We start from the raw sequence: 24,720 nt of genomic DNA, 5'->3' as shown, positions 1-24,720 counted from the left end.
TCGCCCCGAAAGGTCGACCTCGCCGAGAAATTCAACAGCCCCGATTTCGACGCCTATAGTTAACTTAGCTCCGGTCGGCGCGACGGATATCGAATCGAGGAGGACGAATGCGAGCGGCTTTGGCCACAGGACGTTCACGATGAGCCACAACACGAATCCGGCCTCGATCCTGGTCGCCGACGACGACCCCCAGTTCCTCCGGATCATCGAGCACCACATCCGAGGCTGGGGCTGGCGGGTCGAGAGCGTCCTCGACAAGACCGCCCTTTTGCGACGGCTCGGCGCGGGCCTCCCAGGGCTCTTGTTGATGGACGTGCGGTTCGGCGAGCACGACGGGCTGGAGGTCCTCCAGCAGATCCAGAAACGGCACGCTGGCCTGAAAGTCGTCTTGCTCACGGCGTTCGGCTCGATCGAGAACGCCGTCGCGGCGGTTCGACTGGGGGCCGTCGACTACCTGACGAAGCCCGTCGACCTGGCGCGGCTGCGAAGCGTGGTAGAGCACGTTTACGACGAACCGGCGACCGCCGCACCCGCGCCGGGTCGGGCGAGCCCCGGCGTGAACGGGGTCGCGCGGCCGATCCTCGGCGAGAGTCGGGCGATCCGCGAGCTGCGCGCCCTGACCGAGCGCGCGGCGGCCAGCGACTGCACGGTCCTCGTCCTGGGGGAGAGCGGCACGGGCAAGGAGCTGGTCGCCCGCGCCTTGCACGATCTGGGCCCGCGACGCGACGGCCCGTTCATTCCGCTCAACGTCGCGGCGCTGCCGCGCGAGCTGGTTGAAAGCACACTGTTCGGCCACGCCAAGGGGGCGTTCACCGGTGCCGATCGGATGCAGTGCGGCTGCTGCGAGGCCGCCGACGGGGGGACCCTGTTCCTCGACGAGATCGGCGAGATGGAGATCGGGCTCCAGGCGAAGCTGCTCCGGTTCCTCCAGGAGCGGACGTTCCAACGGGTCGGTCAGAGCGAGCTGGTCCGGGTCGACGTGCGGATCGTGGCGGCGACGAACCGCGACCCGATCGAGCAGGTGCGCCGGGGGTTGCTGCGCGAGGACCTGTACTACCGGCTCAACGTCGTGCCGATCGTCGCGCCGCCGCTGCGCGACCGTCGCGAGGATGTGCCGATCCTGGCTCGCTGCTTCATCGACCGGTTCGCCGCCCGGAGCGGCCGTCCCGGCGCGTCGCTCTCCGATTCGGCCCTCGCGGCGCTCTCCGAACAGGCATGGCCCGGCAACGTCCGCGAGCTTGAGAATTTCGTCGAGCGCCTCGCCGTGCTCTACCCGGGTCCGGTGATCGACGAGTCCGCCGTCCGCGCCGAGCTGGGCAAGAGCTTTACCGCCCCAGCCCGTCCGGCCGAACCCGAGCCGGGCGTACTGCGGCCGATCGACCAGGTCGAATACCAGGCGATCGCCGACGCGCTGGCGACCTCCCGGGGCAACGTCAAGGATGCCGCCCAGCAGCTCGGGCTGGGTCAGGCGACGGTCTACCGGAAGATCAAAAAGTACGGCATCAGCGTCTAGGGCGTGACCACTCCGGAGGAACTCGCCACGGGCGGTTTGGGCGACTGTCGCCGACGCGATCGCCAGCGTTCGCCCAGAGTCAGGCAGGCGGGCAAGAGCACGAGGTTCCCCAGCGTACTGCCGGCGGTGGCGATCGCCACCATCGTGCCGAAGTTGACGAACGGCTCGAACTCGCTGGTCCGCAGCGCCATGAAGCCAACGGCGACGGCCAGGCTGGAGAGCAGCACGCCGGGGCCCGACACCGAATAGCTGTCGAACAGGCTCTTGCGGAACCCGCGCGTCTTCCGCTGTTTGTGGAACTGGATCAGACAGTGGAACGTGTCGTCGACCGAGAGGCCCAGGGCCACGCTGGCGACGAGCGCCGTGGCGATGTCAAGTTTGATCGACGTCCACCCCATGATGCCCAGCACGATCACCACTGAGAGCAGCGTGGGGAGGATCGCCAGAAGCGCCAGGGGCAGGCTGCGAAACGCCAGGGCGAGCATCACCAAGATCCCCGCCGCCGACCAGCCGAAGGTGCTCCACTGGGTCGCGATCACCCCCTCGGTCGTCCGGGTCATCAGGTAGGAGAGGCCGGTGAGGTAGGACGACGGACCGAACGCGGCCCGGGCGGTCTCCTCGGCTTTGTGGAAGATCCAGGCCTTGGTCGCCGCCGGCTGCTGTTCGAGCAGACGGATCAAGATGCGAGCTTCCTTGGTCTCGTCGTTCCAGAAGCTGCGGAGCAGGGACGCCTGCGGCGAAACCCCGATCAAGTCGAGCTTGCCGGTGAGGATGCGCGCCTGCGCGTCGGGAGCGAGCGCCGCGATCCGGCCATCGGGATCGAGCACGGTCGCCAGCGAGATCACCTGAGCGATCGCGCGAGGGTCGTTGGGCGCCAGCGAGGCGATCGTCGAGCCAACCCGATTGAGCTTGGCGACGACCTCGGGTCCGACCGCCGAGCCGATGGGCACGACGAGCTCGACGAGCCCGATCCCGCCGAGCTTCGACTCGACGGCTCGGTAGTCGCGCACCACGCGGGTCTGGGGTCGGAACAGGTTGATATAATTGGTTTCATACGTGAGCCGGAAGACGCCGAGCGAGAGCGGAATCGTCAGCGCAGCCACGACCGCCACGACCCGAATGGGATGGCGATGGACCCAGAAGGTCAGCCGGTTCATCACGCCCGAGACCCGCGACTGCGAGCCCTCGCGGACCGGGATTTCGAGGGGGAACGGCGGCAGCATGGCGATCGGCGAAAGCACCATGACGAGCACCGCCGCGGTGAGCGTGCAGACGCCGAGGATCGCGCCGAACTGCTGGATCGGCAACACGTCGCTGGTGACGAGCGCGCCGTAGCCGATGGCGCCGGTGACAGCCGTCCAGACGATCGGCGTCCAGACCGTTCTGAGCGTCAGCCGGCCGGCGGCCCAGGGGTCGCTGTCGCGGCGGCGGTTGTCGCGGAAGTGGATCGCCAGGTGGCTGGCGGCGGGCATAGTCAGGACGATGATCTGCGCGACGAGCGGCCCTCCCGAGAGCGACAGCCGGATATTGAAGAAGTGCAGCAGGGTCTCGGTCGCCAGCCAGACCGTCCAGCCGGCCATGATGGGGACGATCGCCCACCAGACGCTGTGCACCGCCGAGAGGGTCACCAGCGCGATCAGCGCCATGCCGACCGCCGCCAACCGGCGGCCGTCGATCTCGATCGCGGCGAAGCCGTCGGCCAGCAGCACCGGAGGCCCCACGACTGCCGGCCTCGCCAGCTTGTGGCGCGCCGCGAACGCGTCGGCCTGCTCGCGGAGGAGCCGGATCGTGTCGATGACGTTGTGCTCATGCGACTTCTTCAGCCGAGCGAGGACGGCCGTCGTCGTGGCCGTCTCGTCGAGGAGCGTCCCCTTGAAGAGGGCGTTGCTCGTCAGCCGCCGCTTGATCGCCTCAAGCCCTTGGGCGTCGGCCGCGCGGACGGCCCCGCTGACAGTCATCGTGTTGGTTCGCAGGTCGAAGTTCTTGACCGTCCGTTTGGCCGCGTCAAGCGCCAGCTTATGCGCGAACGCCGGCAGCTTGTCCATCGCCAAGAGCACGTCGTCGAGCGCCCAGACCAGTGGCATGGCGTCGAGCGACTCGATCCGGAGCACACCGGGGATCTTCTCAGGCGCGACTGCCGCCGCCAGTTCCGCCGCGCGGTCGAGGCCGGCGGGGCTGATCACTTCGGGATCGTCGTAGACCAGAAACACGAAGTTGTCGTCGCCGAAGGTCGCGGCGGCCTTCTGGTAGACCCCCATGACCGGATCGTCGTCGGCGAAGAACGACCCGATCGACTGCTCGTAGCTCACTCGCTCGCCGAAGAGCGCCAGCCCGAGGAGCAGCACCGCGACGAGCGAGCCGAAAACGTAACGGGATCGCAGCAGGAAATCGGTCACTATCCAAGATCCCTCTCGGTGAAACGGGCCGGACGCGTCGGCTCTCTCCCTGTCAGGGCCGCGGGTCCCATCGATACACAGTAGCCGCGCGGCGCCGATTTGGGCACCGCAAAACCGCCGCCCCCCTCCATCCGCCGATCAAGCCATCATGAAGCCGCGCCGTCCGGGCCGTCGCCGCGGTGGTCAAGGCGAAGTCGCCATGAAGCTGCTCGCCAGGTCGTAAACGCTGTAAGAGGCGACCGCCGTGATCCCCACAAAGGCGAGCCAGGTGAATACGTCGCTGAGCAGCGACGGGCCGACGCGGGGGTCGTTGTCACGGCGGCGGAGGAAGATCGTCGCGCCGGCGATCAGCGGGAGCATGAGCGCCTGGGCGATGCCGCCGGCCTTGATGAGCCCCTGCGGTTCGCGAAATGCGTAGTAAAGGCCGAGAGCCAGGATCGGGTAGACGACGCAAAAGACCTTCACCATCCGCTCGCGCGCTTCCGGGCCCGCGGGCCGCCAGACGCCGACGAGGTTGAGGAAGTCGACCGTCAGACGGCTGTTGGCGGCCGTGGCGACGTACAGCGTCTTGAACAAGACCGCCCACGCGCCCAGCAAGAAACCGACGCGGGTCAGCCCGCGCAGACCCGCCAGCGGCGTCCCTTCGAGCGGTTCGAGGTACATCCGCGAGAGGGTCGGGATCATGTCCGGCCCCTTGGGGTCGAGCCCCTGCGGATGCAGCACCGCGGCGCCGAGCAGATAAAACGCGACCGTGGCGATGGTGAAGACGAGCATGCTGAACCAGGCGTCGAGCTGCATCACCCGGGTCCAGCCGCGCGCCCGGCGGGCCCAGTTGTCGTCGGCCGAGCGCGGGCCGGCGTGGCGGGCGTAGCCTTTTTCGATGCACCAGTAAGGATAGGCCACCAGCTCCGACGCCCCGACTCCGGTGATGCCGAACGCCGAGAACGCCAGGCCCACGGCCGTCGCCGGCAAGGCCAGCGTGAACCCCGCCTTGATGTCGCTGATCCCGATGTGGAAACGGGTCCACTGAAGGACGATCACGCTGCCGACCGTGAACAGGGTCACCGCCGCGACGAGGATCGTGGTGATCTTCTCGAGCCGTCGATACCCGCCGGAAAGCAACAGCACGACGGCCGCGACCGTCGTGAGCGCGGCCCAAAGGTACTCCTGGCGCGTCTGGAGGAAATCACCCCACGCGGGGACGATCGTTCCCACGGCGCTCGCCAAGGCGTCGGACGCGGCGGGGAAAGCCATGTGCGCGGCCTGGCCCACGGTCCCTTCCATCGCCGCGATCTGGGCCTGCGTGGCCAACATCATGATCAGCCACAACCAGCAAATCCACGACGTGCCCAGACGCGGCCCGGGCAGGGTGTCGAATGCAGCGAGCGTCGTCTTGCCGTGGACGATCGCATAACGTCCCAGCTCGACTTGTACGAAGACCTTGATCACGCAGCTCAACAAGATCAGCCAGAGCAGCGTGAACCCGGCCTTGGCCCCCAGCCCCGTCGTGTTGATCAACTCGCCGGTGCCGACGATCGACGCGGCCAGGATCAGCCCAGGCCCGACCTGGCGGATCGCTTTAGAGAACTGATGCGGCGGCTCTTGGACGGCGTCGGCCGGCATGGAATACAGATCATGAACCTCGTGCGCCTGCTGCTCACTCATCCGGACCGGCCTCTGCTGTTGTGATTTCTCATCGCCTCGCACAAGTGAGCTATCCTACGCGGCCGACGGTCTCGATTCCACCGACTCCCGAGCGGTGTTCTGGTTTCTCCGAAGGCCTCAAATGCGGTCTTTATCAGCTTTAGGCGCATCAAGAGCGAGTCGTCTCCTCGTGTTGTTCGCCGCGACCGACGCGGGCCGGGTGTTGACTCTCCGCGACACGCGGTCGCTTGGGCGACGCGCCCGGCCTCTCGGGCCTAGCGTTGAGTGCAAGCCCACCGTGGGGCGAGCAAGAAACGTCGCCAAGCCGGCGGCGCATCACGCGGCGGCGGAGCAACGGCCATGATCGCCCTGACGCACCAACTGTCCCAGCGAATCTTCCGCGAGCGACGCCGCCCACGCCTGCCGAACCTCGCGACCTCGTCGGGATTCGGCGACAACATCACTTATATCGTGGGCTCGGCCGCGACTCAGATCGGTCTGAGCATCTCCGTCGACCCGTCGCCGCGACCCAGCCCGACCCTCGCCGACGTCCCATGCCGCACCTGCGACGCCTCGCTTCAACTGGGCCGGCGGCTCGGCCCGTTCATATTGATTTCGCGACTCGGGCAGGGGGCTCAGGGCGACGTCTGGAAGGCTGCCCGGCAGGGCCTTGACGGGGAGATCGTCGCGCTCAAGATTCTCAACCCCTCGCTCGCCAAGCACCAACGCCGGCTCGCGCAGTTCCGCCGCGAGGCCGAGCGAGGGGCGCGGATGGCCGGCCCGTCGCTGTTGCAGGTCTTCGAGTCGGGCGAGGTCGACGGCTACCTCTACATGGCCATGCCGTTCGTTGAAGGAGTCAGCCTCCACGAGGTGATCCGGTCGCGGCGCGCCTACTTGAGCGGCGACGACGTCGCACAGCCGCACCCGCTGATCACCGCCGCCGACGACGACTATCTCGCCGGGATGACCCGACTTATGGCTCACGCCGCCCGCGCCCTCGAAGTCGTCCACACCAACCGCGTCGTCCACCGCGACATCAAGCCGGCCAACATCCTGCTCGACTGCAATCGTCCGCTCGCGGTTTACTTATGTGATCTCGGCCTCGGCCGCGACCTCGAAGTGGCGACCATCGAACAGATGCGCGACGGCGCGGGCACGCCGATGTACATGTCGCCCGAACGGCTCCTCAGGGCGCCGGCCGACGAGATCCGCTCCGACGTCTACTCGATGGGCGTGACGCTCTTCGAAGCCCTGACCCTCGGACGCCCCTTCGAAGATCCGGAAGGCGTTCCGATCTCGGCGCTCTCCGCCTTCCTCGCCCACGCGCACCCTCGCCCCCCCCGGGCGGTCGACCCCCACATCCCCCAGCCTCTGGAAGCGATCATCCTTAAAGCCATGGCGAGGAACCCGGCCGATCGCTACAGGTCGGCCGCCGAGCTGGCCGCCGAGCTCGATCGCTGGGACGCGCCGGCCAACGACGAACGACGTCGCGACTTTCTCCCCCACCCTCACCTGTCCATGAATACGGCGGACGCGGCCGAACTTCGGAACGCACCGGCGAACCGTCTCTGATCGCCCCCGGGGCGCGTTAAGCTGTCGACTGCGACCAGACCAACGCGTTTCGCCGAGACGATCCTCCATGACCGAGCGAGAAGCCATGCCGGACCGCCGCCCATGCCTGATTCTCCATGGCCTGGGCGGAGGCCCGTACGAGTTGCAACCCCTGACCGAAGCCGTCGCGGCGAGCGGCCGCGAAGTCCGTGCGCCGGTCTTGCCCGGCCACGACGGGCCGGGGCCCGCGATGCCTTCCTCGTCGTGGCCCGACTGGACGAGGTGCGCGGAAGCGTGGTACGACGACACGGCCTCGGAAACGGCGCCGGCGGCGGTCGTCGGGTTCTCGACCGGCGCCATGATCGCCCTCCATCTGGCCAGCCGGCGCAAGGTCGATCGGCTGATCCTGCTGGCCCCGTTCCTCGCGATCCGACACACCAGCCGTTTGCCTTTTCAGCCGGTGAGCCTGCTTCGCGTTCTCGCTCGTTGGACGCCCGAGATTCAGCGCCGGGGGCCGGCCGTCCGCGATCCCAAGATGCGACGATGGGCGTCGAGCCTCGATCGCTTCCGGACGTTCAACCTTCATGCGGCGGTCAGCGCCCTCGAATTCATCGAGGAAGTCAAGCCGCTGATCGCTGCCATCGACGTCCCCGTCTTGATCGTTCAGGGACGCCTCGATTCGGTGGTCGAGCCCTGGGGCGCGGCGTGGCTGCACGGGCGTCTGACGGCCGCGCCGAGCCGCTTGATCGAACTTCCGCGCAGCGACCACCTCGTCGCACTCGACAAGGACCGCGAGTCGATGATCGACGCAGTGCTTGCGTTCCTCGACGAGCCGCCGGCCTGACGAGGCTTTAGCGCGGCGAGGTGGGACTGTTCACCGTCGCCCGCGGTCCGAAGCGGATATGGAGGCTGGCGTGACCGGCGAAGCGATCGCCGTAAATTCCCCGCACGATCGCCCAATCGGCGAAGATCGCGAGCAGCGACGCCGCCACACACACCGCAACCAGCCTCCCCCACCGAATCGGCCGCTCGCGAGCTTCGAGCCGAGGCGAAGGCGATGCGGCCTCCTGGTCTCGCGACGGCGACGCCAGCAGCAAGAGCACCGCGCAGATCACGGCGTTGACGTGGATCACCCCTTCGGTGATCAGCCGCTGATCGGCGAATCGCACCAGGATTCGCTCGAAATTGCCGATCACCACGATCGCCAGCAAGAGCAGGTAGAGCCCTTGCCCTTGCCCCAGCCGACTCTCGGGAACGACGGCGATCGGCCTTCGGGCGTGTCGATACAAGACGGCGAACAACCCGACCGCCACAATTGCGAAGGCTAGACCGAGCCAGGCCTCGGCCGAGAAGCCGTACATCTCGGCCGGCACCGCCTTCGCGCTCACCCAATCGCCGGCATTTTTCTTGAGGTTGACCATCGGGATCGCCAGCAGCGTGAACGCGACGGCCAATGGCTTGGCCCAGGGCCTTGCGTCCGAAGACGTGACGCGATCATCGACCGGCGCCGACCAGCGAGCCAGGTGCCACATGGCGAGCGCGACGCCCAGGCCATTGATGAACCCGGTCGTCTGTTCCAGAACGCTGTGCCAGTTGGTGACGAATCCGCTGGTCACCGCGACCAGTTTGATCATGGAAGCCCCGGCGAAGCTGATCCCGCCGACGACCCCCGTGACGACGCCCGCCCGCGCGACCTCGGGCAATCCGGTGCGCAGGCAGTACACGAACAGTCCCACGGTCATGCCGAGGCAGCCGGCCCAGTTGTCGCCGCGCGGCGGCGTCATCCGCAGGCCGAGAACGAGCACCAGGATCACGAAGCCCACCCACCAACCGCCGGCCATGTACAGGATCAACGACGTCGCGCGATCGACCCTTCCCCGCGCCATGGCCAGAACGAGCCCCACTCCGAGGGCGACCAGCGCGCCGAGCCAGTCGGTGTCGAACCAGTTGAGCGAATACCCCACACGATGCAGCCATGGCTCGACCAACCAGCCCTCGACCTGCCAGGCCGCGAGCACGGCCGACACCGGTCCCAACAGTTCGGTAAGCCGGTCGCGACTGGCTACCGCGGGCAAGGCCGTACCCACCCCGCCGGGCGCGGCCCAGAGGAAACCGATCACGAAAAGGCAGGCGAAGCCGTAGAGCACCGACTCGGAATGGCCCGAGTGAGTGTAGGCGATCACCTGCATATAAGAGATGCTGCCGCCGAACGACCACCCCAAGGCGCCGAACATCGCGAAGTACGGCGTCCGGCCGTACCAGTCGGTTCGTCCCGAGAGCAAGACCGCCGCCATCGCCGCCAGAGCTCCAGGCATCATTGCGCCGTATTCGTGCCCGAAATTCCCCCGGATTCCCCACCCGACGGAGAGGGAAAGCGCTGTGAGGAGTACATACGCCGCCGACGGTCTGCGCAACGTGTCCGGCATGTTCGTCGTCCTGATCGCGGTGGAAAACGTCATCGTGTCCACAGCCACTCATAACTGGAGTCGTCGTCGTGTAGTCACAGGCTACGACGCGTCGCGGGGCGGATCAATTCATGATCGCCGCCCGCCGCGAAGATTCCCGACGCCAAGCCGCCGCCGCCGTCGTGTTGATCGATCGTCCGGACTCGTTTATTCTGGATTTCATGAACATCCTGCCCCGAGATTTCTACGATCACAACGCGGAGCAGGTCGCGCCGAAGATGCTGGGAAAGTGGCTCGTTCACCGCGTCGACGGGATCGATCGCATCGGCCGAATCGTCGAAGTCGAGGCGTACGTCGGTCCGCACGACCTGGCGGCGCATTCCTCCAAGGGGCGCACGGCGCGCACCGAGGTCATGTTCGGTGAGCCCGGGCACGCCTACGTCTACTTGATTTACGGAATGTACAACTGCCTCAACGCCGTGACCGGCCCCGGCGAACACGCGTCGGCCGTCTTGATCCGGGCGCTCGAGCCGGTCTCCGGGATCGAAGGCGCGACGAACGGTCCGGGGCGGTTGTGCCGGGCGTTGAGCATCGATCGCAGCCTGAACGGCCACGACTTGCTCGGAGGTGTGCTCTACATTGCGCGTCCGGAGGGGCGCCAGACTCGGTTCAAGGTCGTCGCCGGGCCGCGAGTCGGCGTCGATTACGCGGGCGACTGGGTCCATCGACCGCTTCGATTCACGATCGAGGGCAATCCGTTCCTGTCGCGACGCTAGAGAGTGCGAGGAACCGTCCTCACTTGGGGCGAGAAGGTGGAGGTGGGACCGCGTGCTCGTCAATCCCTCGGCGCATCGCCCCGCCAGGCGGATTGGGCTTCGTGCTTCTTGGGGCTGAACGTTCCGAACGGGAAGCCGGCTTGCGACTTTGACACGTCGGTCGGCTTCGAACCGCCTCCCGAACCCTTACCTCGCCTCGACAACGCGGCGCGACCTTCCACGACGTGACGCACGATCTCGGCAGGTTGAACGGGCTTGATGAGATGCCCGTCGAACCCCGCCTCGAACGACCGTCGGACGTCTTCGGGCTGGCTGTACGCCGTTTGAGCCAGGAGGATCGGCGGCTCGCCGTTCTTCTCGCGGATCGCCAGGGCGACTTCGTACCCCGACATCGTCGGCAGCCCGATGTCGACGAAGACGATGTCAAACTGATTCTGGAGGGCCAGGCGCACCCCTTCCGGGCCGTCGAACGCAACGTCGACCCGGCATCCATAGCACTCGAGCAGACACGAAAGCGAGAGCGCCAGGTCTTCGTTGTCGTCAATAATCAGAACACTGCGATGAACCTGGCGGCACCGCTCGGCTTTCATATTCATCTTCGCTCCCTCCAAACGAAGCTACACGAACAGCAACTACCGCGCCAAACCCGACGGATTTTCGGTTCAGCCGCACGTATTCGTCATCCTCCGTTGACGCATCGGTAGGCAGGCCCGATCGTGAGCGACCGGCCGCCTGCAGGGGTAGTGATCGGGCTTCCGATCTCTCCTTTACTTGGCAAGCTTCATGCCAAGCCTAGCTCACGGCCGTGGACGGAGGCTGATATCGGGGCGGCTCGCACGACTTTCAGGGGTTGTGCGGGGCGTCGGGGGGATAGGGTGGTCGGCTGGCGGATCGTTTGCTCGGGCTTTGGCGTTCAGGCGGAAGAGAGCTTGCTGCGAGACGGCGTCGAGCGGATCGCGGGCGATGGCGAGCTTGTACCACGAGCGGGCCTCTGGAATGAACCCGAGCGACGAGCAGGCCGCGCCCATCTCCTTCATGAGGCTGGCGTCCTTACGGCCCCCTGGCGCGGAGACGCGCTGCATCAAGGTGTTGAAGATTTCCAGGTTCTTGGCGGCTTGCCGCAAGGGAAGGGCGGCCGCGTCGTCGCCGCACAGCTCGTGAGCGTTGATCAGGCCGAACAGCGTATCGCGGTCGCCGGGTTCGTGATCGTAGGCGATCTGGAAGTTGTGGACGGCGTCGGGACCATTGCGGCGGGCCAGGGCGATCCGGCCTCGAATCCGCGCGAGGTTCGGGTCGTCGGCCGGCCCTTTGGCCAGCAGCTCCTCGGCGAGTTCTTCCTGGCGCCGGTCCATCGCCAGCATGACCCGGCCAGCGAGCGCCTCGGGGTCGTCTTGGGGCAGCTCGGCCAGGGCCAGATCGGCCTCGTCGAACAGGCCGAGGCGCCGGTAGTTGTCGGCGAGCGACAGCCGCGTCTGCCGATCGGTGGGGTCGGCGGCGAGGAACTCGGCGAGCGTCTGGGCAACCTCGCCCGGCTCCCAGATGCAGTTGCGGACCAGACACCAGTGAAACACGTTGTCATAGGTCAGTTCGGTCAGCTCCGACAGCGCCTTGAACTCCTCGTTCAACTCGTTGCGCCGCAGTTGCATTCCATAAATGAAGATCAGCTCGCGGTGGGCCTGAGTGAGCGTGGGGTCGAGCGTCAGGGCCTTGCGCAGAGCCAGTTCGGCATTCTTGGCGCGATTGCGGCGAAGTTCGACCTGCCCCTTCAAGAGCCAGGCTTGGGAGGCGATGCGGTCGTCGTCGGGGATTTGTCCCAGATCTTCCATGGCCTCGTCGACGTTCTTCCGGGCCACGGCGACCTGAGCGCGCAGCATCCAGTCGCGTGGCACGGGGTCGCGAGCCCTCGACAAAAGCTCGACGGCCGCCGCCGCGTCGTTGAGGCGTCCCTCGCGAAGCGCCGCCTCGGCCGATCCCCAGAGCTGATCGGGGTCGTTCGATCTGGACAGCGAGACCAGAACGACGACCATCGCGACGACGGTGAAGCCGATCAGCGGCCCGACCAGCCACGACGTCACGTACGAGCGCGGGGCTTTCGCCGTGGGCGGCCGAACAGCGGTCACGGGAGGCGATTCCGACGACTTGCTCATACCCTGGTCTCCACGCCCACCGCCGACGCGCTCGCCCCCGGCCCTTGAGCTTCCCGCACCGACCGGGCAGCCGGCCGGCGACCTCGAATGGAATGTGTTTCTCGACTATAACATGGTCGAGCCCGGTGCTGTCCAGCGACAGCCGCCGCGACCCGATCGCCAGCAGACGTGAAATCGAACCGTGAGAATCGCTCACGCATTCGTCGTTGACATTTCGAGGTCCGAACGGATTCCCGTTGACGGGATTACCGGTTCCAAGCATACTCTGCCGGCCTGCCGGGTCCTCGGCGAGGCGCGCGCTCGATCGGACTCTCAAGCAGGACACGGACGTCATGCGCCAGGTTTTCTGGATCCTCACGCTCGCCACGGCGGTCGTCGTCGCAGTCCCACAGGGCTCGCTGAAGGCCGCGCCGGGCGCGAAAGACGCAATCGCCCAGGCTCGCAAGCAGATCGCGAGCAAGAATCTGAAAGCGGCGGCCGTCGCCCTCGAAGACGCCCTCGGCGATTCGCGGGGAGACGACCGGAAAGCGATCCTCGACCTGCTGAAGCAGACTTACCAGAGCCTGATCCGCGAGGCCCAGGCGGCCGGCAAAACTCAGGAAGCCGACCTCTACACAGACGATCTAGCGATCCTCGAAGCTCAGCCGGGCCCAAGCCCAAACGCCGCCCCCGCGGTCGTCCCCGCCGAAATCACGGCACCGCCGAGCTTCGAGCCGACTCCCGTTCCCGAACCCGCCAAAACGCCCGCCGTCCCCGAAATCGAGACGATGCCGACGCCGAAACCGGCCCCCAAGGCCGCCGAGCCGGCTTCCGTGCCTCGAAACGACCAGCCCCTCGACCCACGCGCCTTCGCCGAACCCGACGCCTTCTCCGCAGCCAACACCTTACCGCCGCTCGACTCCCCCGGCGCGGGCGCCAACGTGGTTGCGGCGCCCGGGAAGTCCGCGCCTCCTCCCCCCCCAGCGAAAGCGCCTCAGCCCCTCACCGTCGCCGACGAAATCTTGCCGATGAGGTCCGCGCGTCCTTCCACGCGAGACGACTCGTTAAGGACCGCCTCCAACGCGTCGCAGGCCGAGGCTCCGAGTCCTCCGGCCGCCGCCGCGCCGTCGAAGGATCTCGCCGCGGCCGACGCCCTCTTCAATCAGAAGCGGTACGACCAGGCCGGCAAGCTCTACGCCGCCCTCGCCGCGAAGGACCGCCTCCCCTCGGCGCGCAAGAAGGTCTGGGCCTACTGCCGGTGGGCCGCCGTCGTCGCCCGGATCAACGCCCATCCGCGAACCACCAAGGAATGGGACGACATCGAGAAGGAGATCCAGAGCGTCCAGGTCTTGACCCCCGGCAACTGGTACGGCGAATACCTGAGGGACCGCGTCACCGCCGCGCGTCGCGGCGAACGTCCGTCGGGCCGAGCGGGCAGCCTGGTGGTTCGCGGAGCTGCGCCCGAAGAGCCCGAGGCCGAGCAAAAGCCGCAACCGCCGGCCCCTGTCGACGACCGGGCTCGACGCGCGGGAGGCGAAGAGCGCCTCGATCTGCCGTCCTCGACCGGCGACGGCGACTCCGCGAACGCCCCCGCGCCGGGGCAGGCCGCGGCTCCGACGCCCTCCGCGTCGGCCCCGAACTGGCAAATTCAAGAAACCGCCAGCTTCCGGATCTACCACACCGATCCGGCCCTCGCCGAACAGGCGGCCGAGACCGCCGAAGCCGTTCGCGCCCGCCAAGGGACGCGATGGGCAAGCAAGGGCGTACACAGCCCCTGGACACCGCGCTGCGACATCTATCTTTATCCGACCGCGCGCGACTTCGCCCGGATGACCGGCCAGCCCGAGACCTCGCCGGGGTTCTCGACGATGGGCGTGAGCGGCGATCAGATCGTCGCCCGCCGCGTGAACCTCCGCGCCGATCATCCTCAAGTGCTCTCGGCCATCCTGCCGCACGAGGTCACGCACGTCGTGCTCGCCGACGTCTTCACCGATCAGCAGATTCCCCGCTGGGCAGACGAAGGCATGGCCGTGCTCGCCGAACCCGCCTCCGAGCAGGCCGGACGCGCCTCCGATCTGAACGCCCCTCTGGCCGAGCATCGCCTCTTCAAGCTCAGCCAGCTCATGGCGATTGACTACCCCGAGGCCAAGCACTGGAACCTCTTCTACGCCCAGAGCGTGTCGCTGACCCAGTTCCTGGTCCGCCAGGGGACCGCGGCCCAGTTCGTCGCGTTCGTCAAAAGCTCGCAACGCAAGGGCCCCGAAACCGCGCTTCGCGAGGTTTACAGGTTCGAGGGCTTCGACGACCTCGAAACCCGGTGGAGCGAATACGCCCGCCAGCAGGCCTCGCAAGTCGCGACGGCCGACGCCTCCGCCCCGGCCGATTCGCCTTCCCCCCGGCTCAAGTGATTCGCGGCTGAGGCCTTGAAGGCTCTTGCGTCTCGCCTCAGTCCGGTTCGAGAGCGCCGGCGTCCAGCCAGAGCCGAAGCAGGCTGTCGAAATCGGCCCCGACGAGCGCGGCGCGGCGCTCGACGCGGAGCGATCCGTCCGTCCCAACCCGAAGCAGCCAGGCGGGGCCGACCGTCTGGAACCCGCTACGCGCGAGAGCGGGGATCGAGAGCGACGCCCGCAGCCGCCCCCACGATTCCGACTCGCCCCGAGCCAGGAAGACCAACGGCCGCCAGCCGCCGTCCTCTCCTTGAACGATCGCGTCGCACGAGCCGCGAACAACCCGCGACGTTCCTTGCAAGGTCCAGCCCCGGGCGCGACGCAGCCGATCCGCCGGCGCGGTCTTCAACCGGCCGAAGAACGGGCTCTCGACCCACGCCCCAAGCCAGCGCTCGGCCTCGGCGATCGGCCCGCCGCCCGCCGACGGCGTCATCCGCCCGCCGACGCGCGCCGCAACCTCCCCTGGAGATTCGCCCGCCAGCAAGTCCGGATCGACGGCCGCCTCGCGGATCAGCCCGCCAATTCGTGAAGCGCGCGAGCCGTCGAGCCTCGGCCCGTCGAGGTCGATGAAGCGAGGGAGAGCCCCACGCGACGGCGACGAACCGTCTCGATCGCACGGAGTCCCGACCACGGCGTCGACGATTTCCAGAAGGTCGACGCGCGGACGGCGCGACGCGCGTGTTTCGGTCGGTTCGAGGCTGGCGACGTCGATGACCTCGATTTCCGGCGTCGGCCAGCCATCCGGGAGTGAGACGAGGCAGCGGCCCGATGGCCCGTCGAACCGCTCCCAGACAAGGTTGAGAGCCGGCGAGAGCTTGGCGACCGACACGGCCTCCAGCGGCGTCCCGAAGCCAGCCGAAAGCACGAGGTGATCGCGGGCGCGCGTGGCCGCGACGTAAAACAGCCGAAGCGCCTCCTCTCGCTCCTCGTGGTCTTCGATCGCCCGGAAGGTCCGCCAGCCCAGGCTCTCGTCACTGCCGCTCTCGCTTGCTTCCTTGACGCCGGCTTCGGGGCGAGGCTTGAGCACCAGCCCCAACTCGCGATCGAAGCCCAGCGAGGTCGTCCGGGCGCCGACGTTCTTGTTCAGGTCGGGGAGGATCACGATCGGAAATTCGAGCCCCTTGGCCTGGTGGACCGTCATGATCCGGACGCTCGGGCTGTCTTCCTCAGTGGTCGTCGCCTGCTCTTCGCGCGGGGGGTCGTCGGCGAAGGCTCGAAGGCGGCCGACGAAATCGGCCAGGCCGAAACCGCCGCGACGGTCGAAATCGCGAGCCGTCCGCACCAGCTTGCGGACGTTGGCGAGCTTCCGCGAGCCCAGGAATTCGCAGACGAGCGCCGCCTCGAAACCCGACTCGTCGAGAATCCGCGAGAGCAAGTCGGCCATCGGGACGTGGTCCTTCAGCCCCCGCCAGCGAGCCAGGAGCGCCCGGGCGCGCTCGGCCTGATTGCGGTCGTGGGGCGAGAGGCCCGGCGCCTCCGAGGCCGCGTTCAGCCCCAGGCTCAGCCCAGCGCCCGGCACGGCTTTCGAGAGCCAGTAAAGCCCCTCGTCGGTCATCGCGAAGAACGGGCTCCGCAGGCAGCCGGCCAGCGCGACCTCGTCGAGCGGATCTTCGACGACCGATAGCAGGTTGACGACGTCGAGAATCTCTTGCTGGGAATAGAACGCTGAACCGCCGATCGTGTGGTACTCGAAGCCCTGATCGGCGAGAGCGGTCTCGTAGGGCCAGACGTCGGTCATGGCGCGGAGCAGCAAGGCGACGTCGCCGGGGTGCGCGGGGCGAATCTCCCGGGTCTTGCGATCGACGACCGTCCAGCCGGCGTCGATGCGCAGACGAAGCCAGCGTGCGAGCGCCTCGGCCTCGCGAATCCGACCGTCCAGCACCGACGGCTTCGCGGGCTGTTCGTCGTCATCCGTCGCGGGGGGCGGAACCCAGAAGAAGTGGACGTTCGGCCCCGGGCCGTGGTCCGGCCGCACTGGCCCCAGCCGACTCTGCTCTCCGAACAAGTCGGCGAACAGGGCGTTGACGAAGTGGAGCACGCGCGGGAGCGTCCGAAAGTTCTCAGAGAGCCGCAGCCGACCGGCTTCCAAGAACTCGTCCCGCCAGCGCCCGAAAATCGCCGGTTCGGCGCCTCGGAACCGATAGATCGACTGCTTCGCGTCGCCGACCACGAACATCCGACCGTGAAGGAACGCCCCCTCGCCCAACAGGCGAAGGATGTCGCTTTGAACCTGGTCGGTGTCCTGGAATTCGTCGATCAGGACGAACTCGAGCGCGGTGGGGTCGAGGTCGGTCGCGGCCGTGTCGACCGTGCCGCGAAGGTCGCGGAGCACGTCGCGCGTCCGCACGATCAGGTCGGAGAAATCGAGCCCTCGGTGCCGGACTTTCAGCTCGTCATAGTCGGTGCGAACCTCGCGGACCAGCCGGGCGAACTGAATCACCTCCTCGGCCGACTCGCGAGTCACCCCCTCGTCCCAGATCGACTTTTCCAGCACCTTGCCGATACCGTCGCGGAGATCCGTGAAAACCATTTTCAGGTCTTCCTTGATCGCGTCGTTCGGCCAATCCTTGCCGCGCAGTCCGGCAATCCTGGCCGACTCGCGCAGCCGCGCGATGTCGTCATCGCTGCAGCTCGGCGCATCGACGGCGGACAAGGCGTCGAGAACTTCCTGACGAAGCGCGAGCAGCTTGGGCGTGGTTTCCTCAAGGTTTTCCAGAAAGCTCCGACAGCGGCGGGCGGCGGGCCCGAGCTTCGACAGGACCGCGGGCCGGCCTCGGCTAGCCCACGCCGCGCGCCAGCGTTTCACGAGTTCCTCGGGCGCGAGGCTGCAAAGCGGATCGATCTCGTCGGGCGTGCGGTTGGCGAGGGCGGATTCGAGCATCTCGCGAATCGGCTTCAGGCCATGGACGACGCCAAGCGCGAGCAGGTCGGGATCACGGCGCGAGAGGAGCCGGCGAATCGACGTCCCCACCGCTTGCTCACGCAATGAGCCGGCGATCGTGGCGTCGAGGATCGCGAATTCGGGGTCGACGGCCAGCCCCCGGGCGTAGCCGCGCAGCAGCCGCCCGCAAAATTCGTGGAACGTGCCGATGGGAGCGGCTTCGAGAGCGCGGAGGACCGAGGTCCACCACGACGGGTTCTCGCCGGCCGCCAGCTTCGACCGGCAGCGCGCGCGAATCCGCTGGCGAAGCTCGCGCGCGGCCTTGTCGGTGAACGTCATCGCGGCGAGCGCGCGGAGCGGGCGGCCCGATTCGCCGTCGATCTCGCCGAGGAACCGCTCGGTCAGCACGGTCGTCTTGCCGCATCCGGCCCCCGCCGCCAGCGCGACGCTCACCTCGCGGGTCACGAGCGGCCGCCGCTGCTCCGTCGTCAATCGAACCTGATCGCCGGCTGGTTCGCTCATGTCTCGTCCGTCGTCTTTTTGGTCTTGCGCGGGGTTCGCGGCTTGCGCCCGGCGACCGTCGTTTCTGCCGAGACCGTCGGCCCGACGTCGCGGCTCTTGGCGGCGGCTCGAACCTGGCGAATCCGGCAGACCCCTCGATATTCGCAATACGTTTCGCAGCCGTCCTTACGCGGATCAACCACGAATTCACCGCTCCGCAACTGGCCGATCACATGGAACACTCGCTCCACGAGCGTGTGCCGAACCTCTTCCCATTCCTGGAAGACGATCGGCTTGTACCCCTTGTCCTTGAGCCCCCAGTAACCGACGTCGAGTAAGCCGACGTCGCCGCTCTCGAACAACAACTTCTCGACGGCCATCGCGTAAAGCGGAAGCTGAAGCATCCGGCCGTCGGCGACCTCCTTCGAGCTGGGAGGCGTGCCGCTCTTGTAGTCGATGACCCGGAACTTCGGTCCGGCCTCAGTTTCAATCCGGTCGATCCGGTCGATCCGGCCTCGCAGCTTGACGATCTCAGCGCCAAGTGAAAGCTTGAAGTCGGGGTGGTCGGTGTCTGGGTCTCCGAAGCCGAACTCGAACCACTGCGGCACCGGCGACGACGGTGCATCGCTCTCGTATGCCGACCGCTGGCGCGCGTACTGGTTGATGATCCGTTGAATCTGGCCGTACTCCAACTCGCGGAGGCCGAGATCCAGCTCGCTCAGCTCCACCAGCTCGCGCGACAGGACCTTGTCGATGGCCGCGACGAGAAGCTGTTCATCGGAGCGCTCGTCGACCGCCTCGGCCTTGCGCTTCTCGAACTCCTCCAGGATGTCGTGAAGCCGGCTGCCGCGCTCGGTGTAGTCTTCCGCCAGCTCGTCGCGTTCCTCGATGGGCTTGAGATGCAGGACGTGCCTGCTGAAGAACTGGAACGGGCAGCTCAGGTAGGTTTCGAGCTGGCTTGGGCTGAAGGTGTGCGTCTCGGGACTGAATGAGCGGGCGATGGAGGCAACCGCGGCCGGGTCGCTGATCAGCCCCTCGAATTCGCTGTACGGCGTGCCGCGGCGTCGGCGTTCGAGGGCCGAGAGCGCGGCCGCCGCGCCTTCGAGCACGATCCGGTGCGCGGGGTCGCCGGCCAGCGAGCGAAGCTTCGCCAACCGGCCTTCCTCGCCGGCCAGGGCCGAGGCCAGCACACGGACGTCGGCCGGCGTGACCGCCAGGTCCTCGCGATCGAGCAGCGCGGGGTGGAACCGAGCGTACGACCGATGACAGGCCGACTCGGCCGACGACGACAACGCGCCCAGCAGGTCGTCGAGAAAGCCGGCCCGCAACAGCGGCTGTCCCTTGGCGTCGGTCGTCGGATAAAAGAGCAGCACGCCCCGATCGGCCGATCCGAGCGTCTGAAGAAACCGGAGCGTCTCCCGCGCGTAGGCCGAACGAGCCGAAGGGCTCGGCTCGTCGCCGGGCCGCAGCTCCAAAAACCGCTGCACCGCCGACCGCCTCGGGAAGCTTCCTTCCACCAGGCCGACCAGCAAGACGTGCGACGCCCGACAGCCCGCGACCTCCTCGACGACCGCCGTGCGGATCGAGCCGGGCGTCGAGGCCGAACGGGGCGAGAGCGTCTCGGCCGTCACCGACGCCAGCTTGTCGACGAACTCGCTCCACGAGACCGTCTCGGCACCGCGTCCCAGCTTTTCCAGGACTTCGGCACGGTCTTCGAGGGCGTCCCAGAGCGTTTCGAGCGCCCGACCGTCGCGCGTCCCCAGGCCCAGCGTCCCCGCCGCCAGACGCAGGGCCGAAGCATGCTCCGACCACGGACGCGATTGATTCAGCGGGTCGAGGACGCCGATCAGGCTCTTGAGCACCTCATGAGCCTTCGACAACCGGTCCATCCGCCGTTCCTCGCGGGCCTGATCATCCTTCTCGTCGGTTCTCCCCATCGCCCGTTCGAGTGCCGAGAGGATCTGCCGGCTCCCTCGAAACACGGGGGTCTCTCGCAGGATCGACGCGACCTCGGCCAGCGCCAGTCGATCGACCCGTTCCCAATCGGGCCGGACTTGACCGTTGCGAAGGAACCGGACGACCAGCTCTGTTTCCCAGTCTTCGAGGGGGATTCGGACGGCCTGAAGCAAGGCCGCGATTGAGGGCTCGACGTCCAGGGCGCGCGGACTGGCGTCATGGATCGGCGCGCCGGCCTTTCGAACCACCTCACACACGATCTCGGCCTGATCGCTCCACCTCGGGAACACGATCAGGATTTCGTCGGGTTCGACTCCCTGACCGCACAGCGCGCGAACTTCGCGAGCGACGAGCCGGCCGAAGTCTTCGCCGTCGGGGCCTCCCCAGACAGCCAGGCCCTCGCTGGACTCGATGCGCGCGTCGCGCGGCGTCGCGTCGCGGAACAGCGCCTCGTCAACGGCCCGCAGACCGGGGGGACGGCTCGGGTTCGAGGGCAGGGGGGTCTCGACGAGGCCAAGCTCCAGCAGCCGCTCGCGAGTTGAGCCCGTCGCCAGATAGACCTCGGCGAGCGCCGGGTCGTCGTAATAGGCGAGCGTCACGTCGACGGAGCGGGGACGCTCCAGAACGTCGGACAGAACGCGCCAGTGCGAGCGGTCGCGGCTCTCGAAATCGAGGAAGACCAGGCGATCGCCGTCGGCGGTCGACGCGCGGGCGTTCCGCTCGCGGAGCCGGTGCGACGCCCAGACCGACAAGCCGGCCTCGTCCTCGGCGTCGAGGTCGGTCAGCAACTGGCGATAGCGCTCGAAGACGGCCCATTCGGCGGTTGAGGCGGCCTCATCGGCAGTCGGCTCGTCGTCGCGACGCTGCTCGGCGACCGTCCAGTCGTGGAGCCGCTTGCGGAGCCGTCGGCGGTAGCCAGGCCAGGCGACGAGGTCGGCGACGGCGCCCAGCCGGCCGTCGGCCTCGACGTCGCGCACCGCTTGATCGAAGACGGCGGCGGCCGACGCTTCCGAAAGCAGAACTGGCCGATTGCGGACGGTCGACGCGACCCATCGCCAGAGGTCGGACCAGCACCGGACCCGAGGCTCGCCGTCACCGGGGGTCGAACGCAAGGCCAGCTCGCGGATCATTTGATCGCGGGCCAGCGGGGTCGGGACGATCCAGAGCGCCGAGCGGTAAGCCGGATCGAGCGACAGCAGATGATTCCGCAGCGCGGCCCCCGGCGGTCCGGTCCAGAGCCTTCGTTGAGGAACCATCGCCGCTCCTTCCGGACGCCGAGACCAGACTCAGTACCACGATCGCCATCACAACCAGGTATACAGAAAAATACCACAATCGACCCGCTCGGACAACTCGGATCAGCCAGACGATCGCTGCATAGCCGACGATTCCGGCGATCACCGCGGCGGCGAGCGTCTGTGCGATCCGGTCGGGCGTCAGGCCCAGGGCTTCGGGGTTCTTGATCGCGTCCTTCAGCTCGTAAAGCGCTGCGCCGCAGACGGCCGGCACGGCGATCCCGAGGCTGAACCGGACCGCCCAGGCGCGGGAAAGGCCCAGGGCCAGGGCCGCGGCGATCGTCATCCCGCTCCGACTCACCCCCGGCAGCGGGGCGAGCGTCTGCGCCAGGCCGATCAGGAGGGCGTCGACCCACGTCGTCTCGGCGGGTTCCTTGCCCCCTTCCGGCCCTCGCATCTTCATCGAGACCAGCGCGAGGATCGCCGCGGAGATCAAGAACCCGATCGGGGCCGCGATGTCGCTCTCAAACGTGGCGTCGATCCGCTTCTTGAAGAACAGGGCGAACGGGACCAGCGGCACGGTCGCGACCGCCGCCAGCAGAACGATCCGAAAGATCGACGCTCGATCGAACCCCGGCGCGACGTCCGGCTTATTGAAAACGAAGCCTCGCACGCCTTCCCGGATCGGCCGGCGGTAATGGACCAGGATCGCCGCCACGGTGCCCAGGTGGAGCATCACATCGAAGAAGATGTTCTGATGACCGCTCCGCTGGTTGCCTGTCAGCCAGGCGAAGAGCTGCTGCGTGACCAGAAGATGTCCGTCGCTGGAGACCGGCAGAAATTCGGTGACCCCCTGGACGATCCCAAGGATCAAGGATTCAAGCCATTCCATGAGTATTCGCCAATATGATTCGAGGATGGGCGGAGAGACGGCGGGGAGCGAAATCGCCTTCGACTCCGCCCAAGCTTAGGACGTAAAACCACTTAGCGTCGCGACGCTTCGCCCCGCAGCGCCGGCATCGCGCCGGTGAGGTAGCTGGCGCCGCTGTAGATGGTCAGGCCGACGGCCGTCCAGGTCAGCACGTCGCGGGCCGTCGTGAGCCCGTACGGCGGCGCTTCGAGCGACAGGCACAGGAGCACGGCCGAGATCGACAGGCACTGAAACAACGTCTTCAGCTTGCCCGCCATCTTGGCGCCGAACGCCTGCCCCTGGCCTTCGAGCAAACTGCGCAGCCCCTGAATCAGCAGCTCGCGGACGACGATCGCCGTGACCATCCAGGGGAAGACCCCGGTGCCGGGGATCGCGGCCAGGTAAATGTACGCGCCCGAGACGATCACCTTGTCGATCAAGGGGTCGAGCTGACGGCCCAGCGGCGTATCTTGGTTGAGCAATCGCGCGAAATAGCCGTCGAGGGCGTCGGAAAGGGCCGCGATCACGAACAGCCCGAGCGCCCACGCGTACCACCCGCGCGAGATCATCAGGAAATCGAAGACGGCCAGCCCCAACCGGCCTACCGTCAGCGTGTTGGGCACGTTCCAGAACCGCCCGGCCGTCCGGGGACCGGCGTCCATGACCGTGGAATTCTCGAGGCGATTCATGGCGCACCGGAGTCTGGATCAAGAAGGAACGTCGATACCAAGGCCGGCCCAAAGCTTGAGCAGGGAGACCCGTCACATCCCATCGAGGATCGTCAGCGACGAGGTCGGCCGCTTTCGAGCCCGGGGACGGGCTCGCTTCCGCCGGGCGGGCAGGGCCAGCGAGCGGGCGACGAGGTCGTAGCCCTGGGTCTCGAGGATTTCACAAGGGACGATGTCGCCGGCCTGGAGCCCGGGGTCGCGGATCAAAGTGACGCCGTCGACGTCGGGAGCGTCGGCGAAGGTCCGGCCGATCCAGACGTCGTCCTGACCGGGCGCCCGGCCGTCAATCAAGACGTCGAGCGTGCGACCCACCAGGCTGCGGTTGAACTCCTCGGCGATCGGCTGCTGGATCGTCATGATCCGCTCGCGACGCGCTTCCTTGAGGTCGTCGGGAAGCTGGTTCGGCAGCTTGGCGGCCGGCGTGTCGGGTTCGAGCGAGTAGGTGAAGACCCCCAGCCGCTCGAACCGGGTCGCGGCCACGAAGTCGGCCATCTCTTCGAACTCGGCGTCGGTCTCGCCCGGAAAGCCGACGATGAACGTCGTCCGCAGCACGAGCCCCGGCATCGTCGCCCGCAGGCGGTTGATGATCGCCTCGGTCTCGGCGCGGGTGTGACGGCGGTTCATAACCTTGAGCATCCGGTCGTTGATGTGCTGCAAGGGCATGTCGAGGTACGGGACGATCCGCTTGGAACTCCCAAGGACCTCGTAAAGCTCTTCGGTGAAATAGTTCGGGTAGTTGTAGAGGATGCGAATCCAGTCCAACTCTTCGATCTGATCCAGCTCGCGGAGCAGCTCGGCCAGGCGCGGCCGACCGTAAAGGTCGACGCCGTAATACGTCATGTCCTGCGCAACCAGGATCAACTCGCGAACGCCGTCGCGGGCCAGCTCGCGGGCCTCCTCGACGACTCGCTCGATCGGCTTCGTGACGTGCTTGCCCCGCATGTAGGGGATCGCGCAGAAGGTGCAGAGCCGGTCGCAGCCTTCCGAGACCTTTAGATACGCCAGGTGGCGGGGCGTGATCCGGAGCCGGGCGCGGTCGTCCTGGGCGTCGACCGGGGCAGGGCGGAACAGCGTCCGCTGCTCGTGGAGACCGCCGAGGATGCGGTTGGACACCTGGACGATCTGCTCGCGGCCAAAGACGCCGACCACCTGGTCGACGTCCGGAAACTCGTCGAGCAACTGGTCTTTCTGGCGCTCGGCCAGGCAGCCGGCGACGATCACGCCCTTGACGCGACCGTCGCGCTTGCGTTCGAGCATCTCCTCGATCACCCCGCACGATTCCTTCCGCGCGGCGTCGATGAACCCGCAGGTGTTGACGATCACCAGGTCGGACGACTGTCCCTCGGGGACCAGCGCGTAGCCGTCCTGGGCCAACAGCCCGAGCATCCGCTCGGAGTCGACGAGGTTCTTGGAACAGCCGAGGCTGACGAACGAGATCGTCCCTCGAACTTCGGGGCTTTCGGGCGAACTTTCTGAAGTCATGGGAACGTCAATGGTTCTCGACAAGACGGACGGCGGCGGTTCGATCAGCTCGATCCGCACGAATGGAAATCACGTGAACCAGCAAGCTCGGCAGGCGGAATCACCTATTATATCCAATCGAGCCCGGTTCGTGGCCGAGATTCGCCCAACTTCTTGAACTCCTCTCGAT

General features: G+C 67.3%; 15 protein-coding genes. 5 read left to right on the top strand and 10 right to left on the bottom strand.

Going from position 1 to position 24,720, the window contains the following annotated elements:
- The first annotated feature begins 139 nt into the window (after positions 1-139).
- Positions 140-1,513, top strand: coding sequence for a sigma-54-dependent transcriptional regulator (locus BSF38_RS05025; RefSeq protein WP_076343737.1), 1,374 nt, complete (start codon positions 140-142; stop codon positions 1,511-1,513).
- Here BSF38_RS05025 and BSF38_RS05020 read toward each other — a convergent pair.
- Positions 1,510-3,909 carry an efflux RND transporter permease subunit gene (locus BSF38_RS05020; RefSeq protein WP_237170743.1) on the bottom strand — a complete coding sequence of 800 codons (2,400 nt, stop codon included), beginning with the start codon at positions 3,907-3,909 and terminating at the stop codon, positions 1,510-1,512. The two genes, BSF38_RS05025 and BSF38_RS05020, sit on opposite strands and share 4 nt — an antisense overlap.
- A gap of 183 nt (positions 3,910-4,092) precedes the next feature.
- A complete protein-coding gene (locus BSF38_RS05015) occupies positions 4,093-5,574 on the bottom strand; it encodes an Nramp family divalent metal transporter (RefSeq protein ID WP_076343736.1) in 1,482 nt (493 codons plus the stop codon).
- 339 nt (positions 5,575-5,913) lie between these two features.
- On the opposite strand from BSF38_RS05015, the gene BSF38_RS05010 reads away from it, so the two are divergent.
- A complete protein-coding gene (locus BSF38_RS05010) occupies positions 5,914-7,125 on the top strand; it encodes a serine/threonine-protein kinase (protein ID WP_076343735.1) in 1,212 nt (403 codons plus the stop codon).
- Positions 7,126-7,192: 67 nt separating this feature from the next.
- Positions 7,193-7,948, top strand: a complete 756-nt coding sequence (locus tag BSF38_RS05005) for an alpha/beta hydrolase (protein WP_076343734.1) — start codon at positions 7,193-7,195, stop codon at positions 7,946-7,948.
- A gap of 7 nt (positions 7,949-7,955) precedes the next feature.
- On the opposite strand, the gene BSF38_RS05000 is transcribed toward BSF38_RS05005, so the two are convergent.
- Positions 7,956-9,422 carry a hypothetical protein gene (locus BSF38_RS05000; RefSeq protein WP_145951970.1) on the bottom strand — a complete coding sequence of 489 codons (1,467 nt, stop codon included), beginning with the start codon at positions 9,420-9,422 and terminating at the stop codon, positions 7,956-7,958.
- 308 nt (positions 9,423-9,730) lie between these two features.
- Here BSF38_RS05000 and BSF38_RS04995 point away from each other — a divergent pair, with 308 nt between their 5' ends.
- On the top strand, positions 9,731-10,285 hold the full coding sequence (locus BSF38_RS04995) for a DNA-3-methyladenine glycosylase (protein WP_076350601.1): 555 nt from the start codon (positions 9,731-9,733) through the stop codon (positions 10,283-10,285).
- A gap of 59 nt (positions 10,286-10,344) precedes the next feature.
- Here the strand turns inward: BSF38_RS04995 and BSF38_RS04990 are convergent, their stop codons facing one another.
- Together BSF38_RS04990 and BSF38_RS04985 are read right to left on the bottom strand one after the other, a co-directional pair.
- Positions 10,345-10,881, bottom strand: coding sequence for a response regulator (locus BSF38_RS04990; protein ID WP_083712701.1), 537 nt, complete (start codon positions 10,879-10,881; stop codon positions 10,345-10,347).
- A 201-nt stretch (positions 10,882-11,082) separates the two neighbouring features.
- Positions 11,083-12,432 carry a tetratricopeptide repeat protein gene (locus tag BSF38_RS04985; protein ID WP_076343731.1) on the bottom strand — a complete coding sequence of 450 codons (1,350 nt, stop codon included), beginning with the start codon at positions 12,430-12,432 and terminating at the stop codon, positions 11,083-11,085.
- Positions 12,433-12,764: 332 nt separating this feature from the next.
- On the opposite strand from BSF38_RS04985, the gene BSF38_RS04980 reads away from it, so the two are divergent.
- The gene (locus BSF38_RS04980) at positions 12,765-14,819 is read left to right on the top strand and encodes a peptidase MA family metallohydrolase (RefSeq protein ID WP_076343730.1); all 2,055 of its coding nucleotides are present in this window, start codon (positions 12,765-12,767) and stop codon (positions 14,817-14,819) included.
- Between the two features lie 37 nt (positions 14,820-14,856).
- On the opposite strand, the gene BSF38_RS04975 is transcribed toward BSF38_RS04980, so the two are convergent.
- From BSF38_RS04975 to rimO, 5 genes are all read right to left on the bottom strand, one after another.
- Positions 14,857-18,261, bottom strand: a complete 3,405-nt coding sequence (locus BSF38_RS04975) for a UvrD-helicase domain-containing protein (protein WP_076343729.1) — start codon at positions 18,259-18,261, stop codon at positions 14,857-14,859.
- Positions 18,258-20,129: a PD-(D/E)XK nuclease family protein gene (locus tag BSF38_RS31885; RefSeq protein ID WP_237170894.1), complete on the bottom strand. Its 1,872-nt coding sequence runs from the start codon at positions 20,127-20,129 to the stop codon at positions 18,258-18,260. The genes BSF38_RS04975 and BSF38_RS31885 overlap by 4 nt, the downstream gene beginning before the upstream one ends.
- A gap of 1,159 nt (positions 20,130-21,288) precedes the next feature.
- Positions 21,289-22,323, bottom strand: a complete 1,035-nt coding sequence (locus BSF38_RS04965) for an undecaprenyl-diphosphate phosphatase (protein WP_076343727.1) — start codon at positions 22,321-22,323, stop codon at positions 21,289-21,291.
- A 92-nt stretch (positions 22,324-22,415) separates the two neighbouring features.
- Positions 22,416-23,030, bottom strand: coding sequence for a CDP-diacylglycerol--glycerol-3-phosphate 3-phosphatidyltransferase (gene pgsA / locus BSF38_RS04960; protein ID WP_237170741.1), 615 nt, complete (start codon positions 23,028-23,030; stop codon positions 22,416-22,418).
- 72 nt (positions 23,031-23,102) lie between these two features.
- Positions 23,103-24,551 (bottom strand): 30S ribosomal protein S12 methylthiotransferase RimO, encoded by a 1,449-nt coding sequence (gene rimO, locus BSF38_RS04955; RefSeq protein WP_076350599.1) that lies wholly within the window; start codon positions 24,549-24,551, stop codon positions 23,103-23,105.
- Positions 24,552-24,720: the final 169 nt, after the last annotated feature.

It is taken from the genome of Paludisphaera borealis, from assembly GCF_001956985.1.
GTDB lineage: Bacteria > Planctomycetota > Planctomycetia > Isosphaerales > Isosphaeraceae > Paludisphaera > Paludisphaera borealis.
The sequence above is the reverse complement of the archived record's forward strand: the minus strand, read 5'-3'. Positions and strand labels throughout refer to the sequence as shown.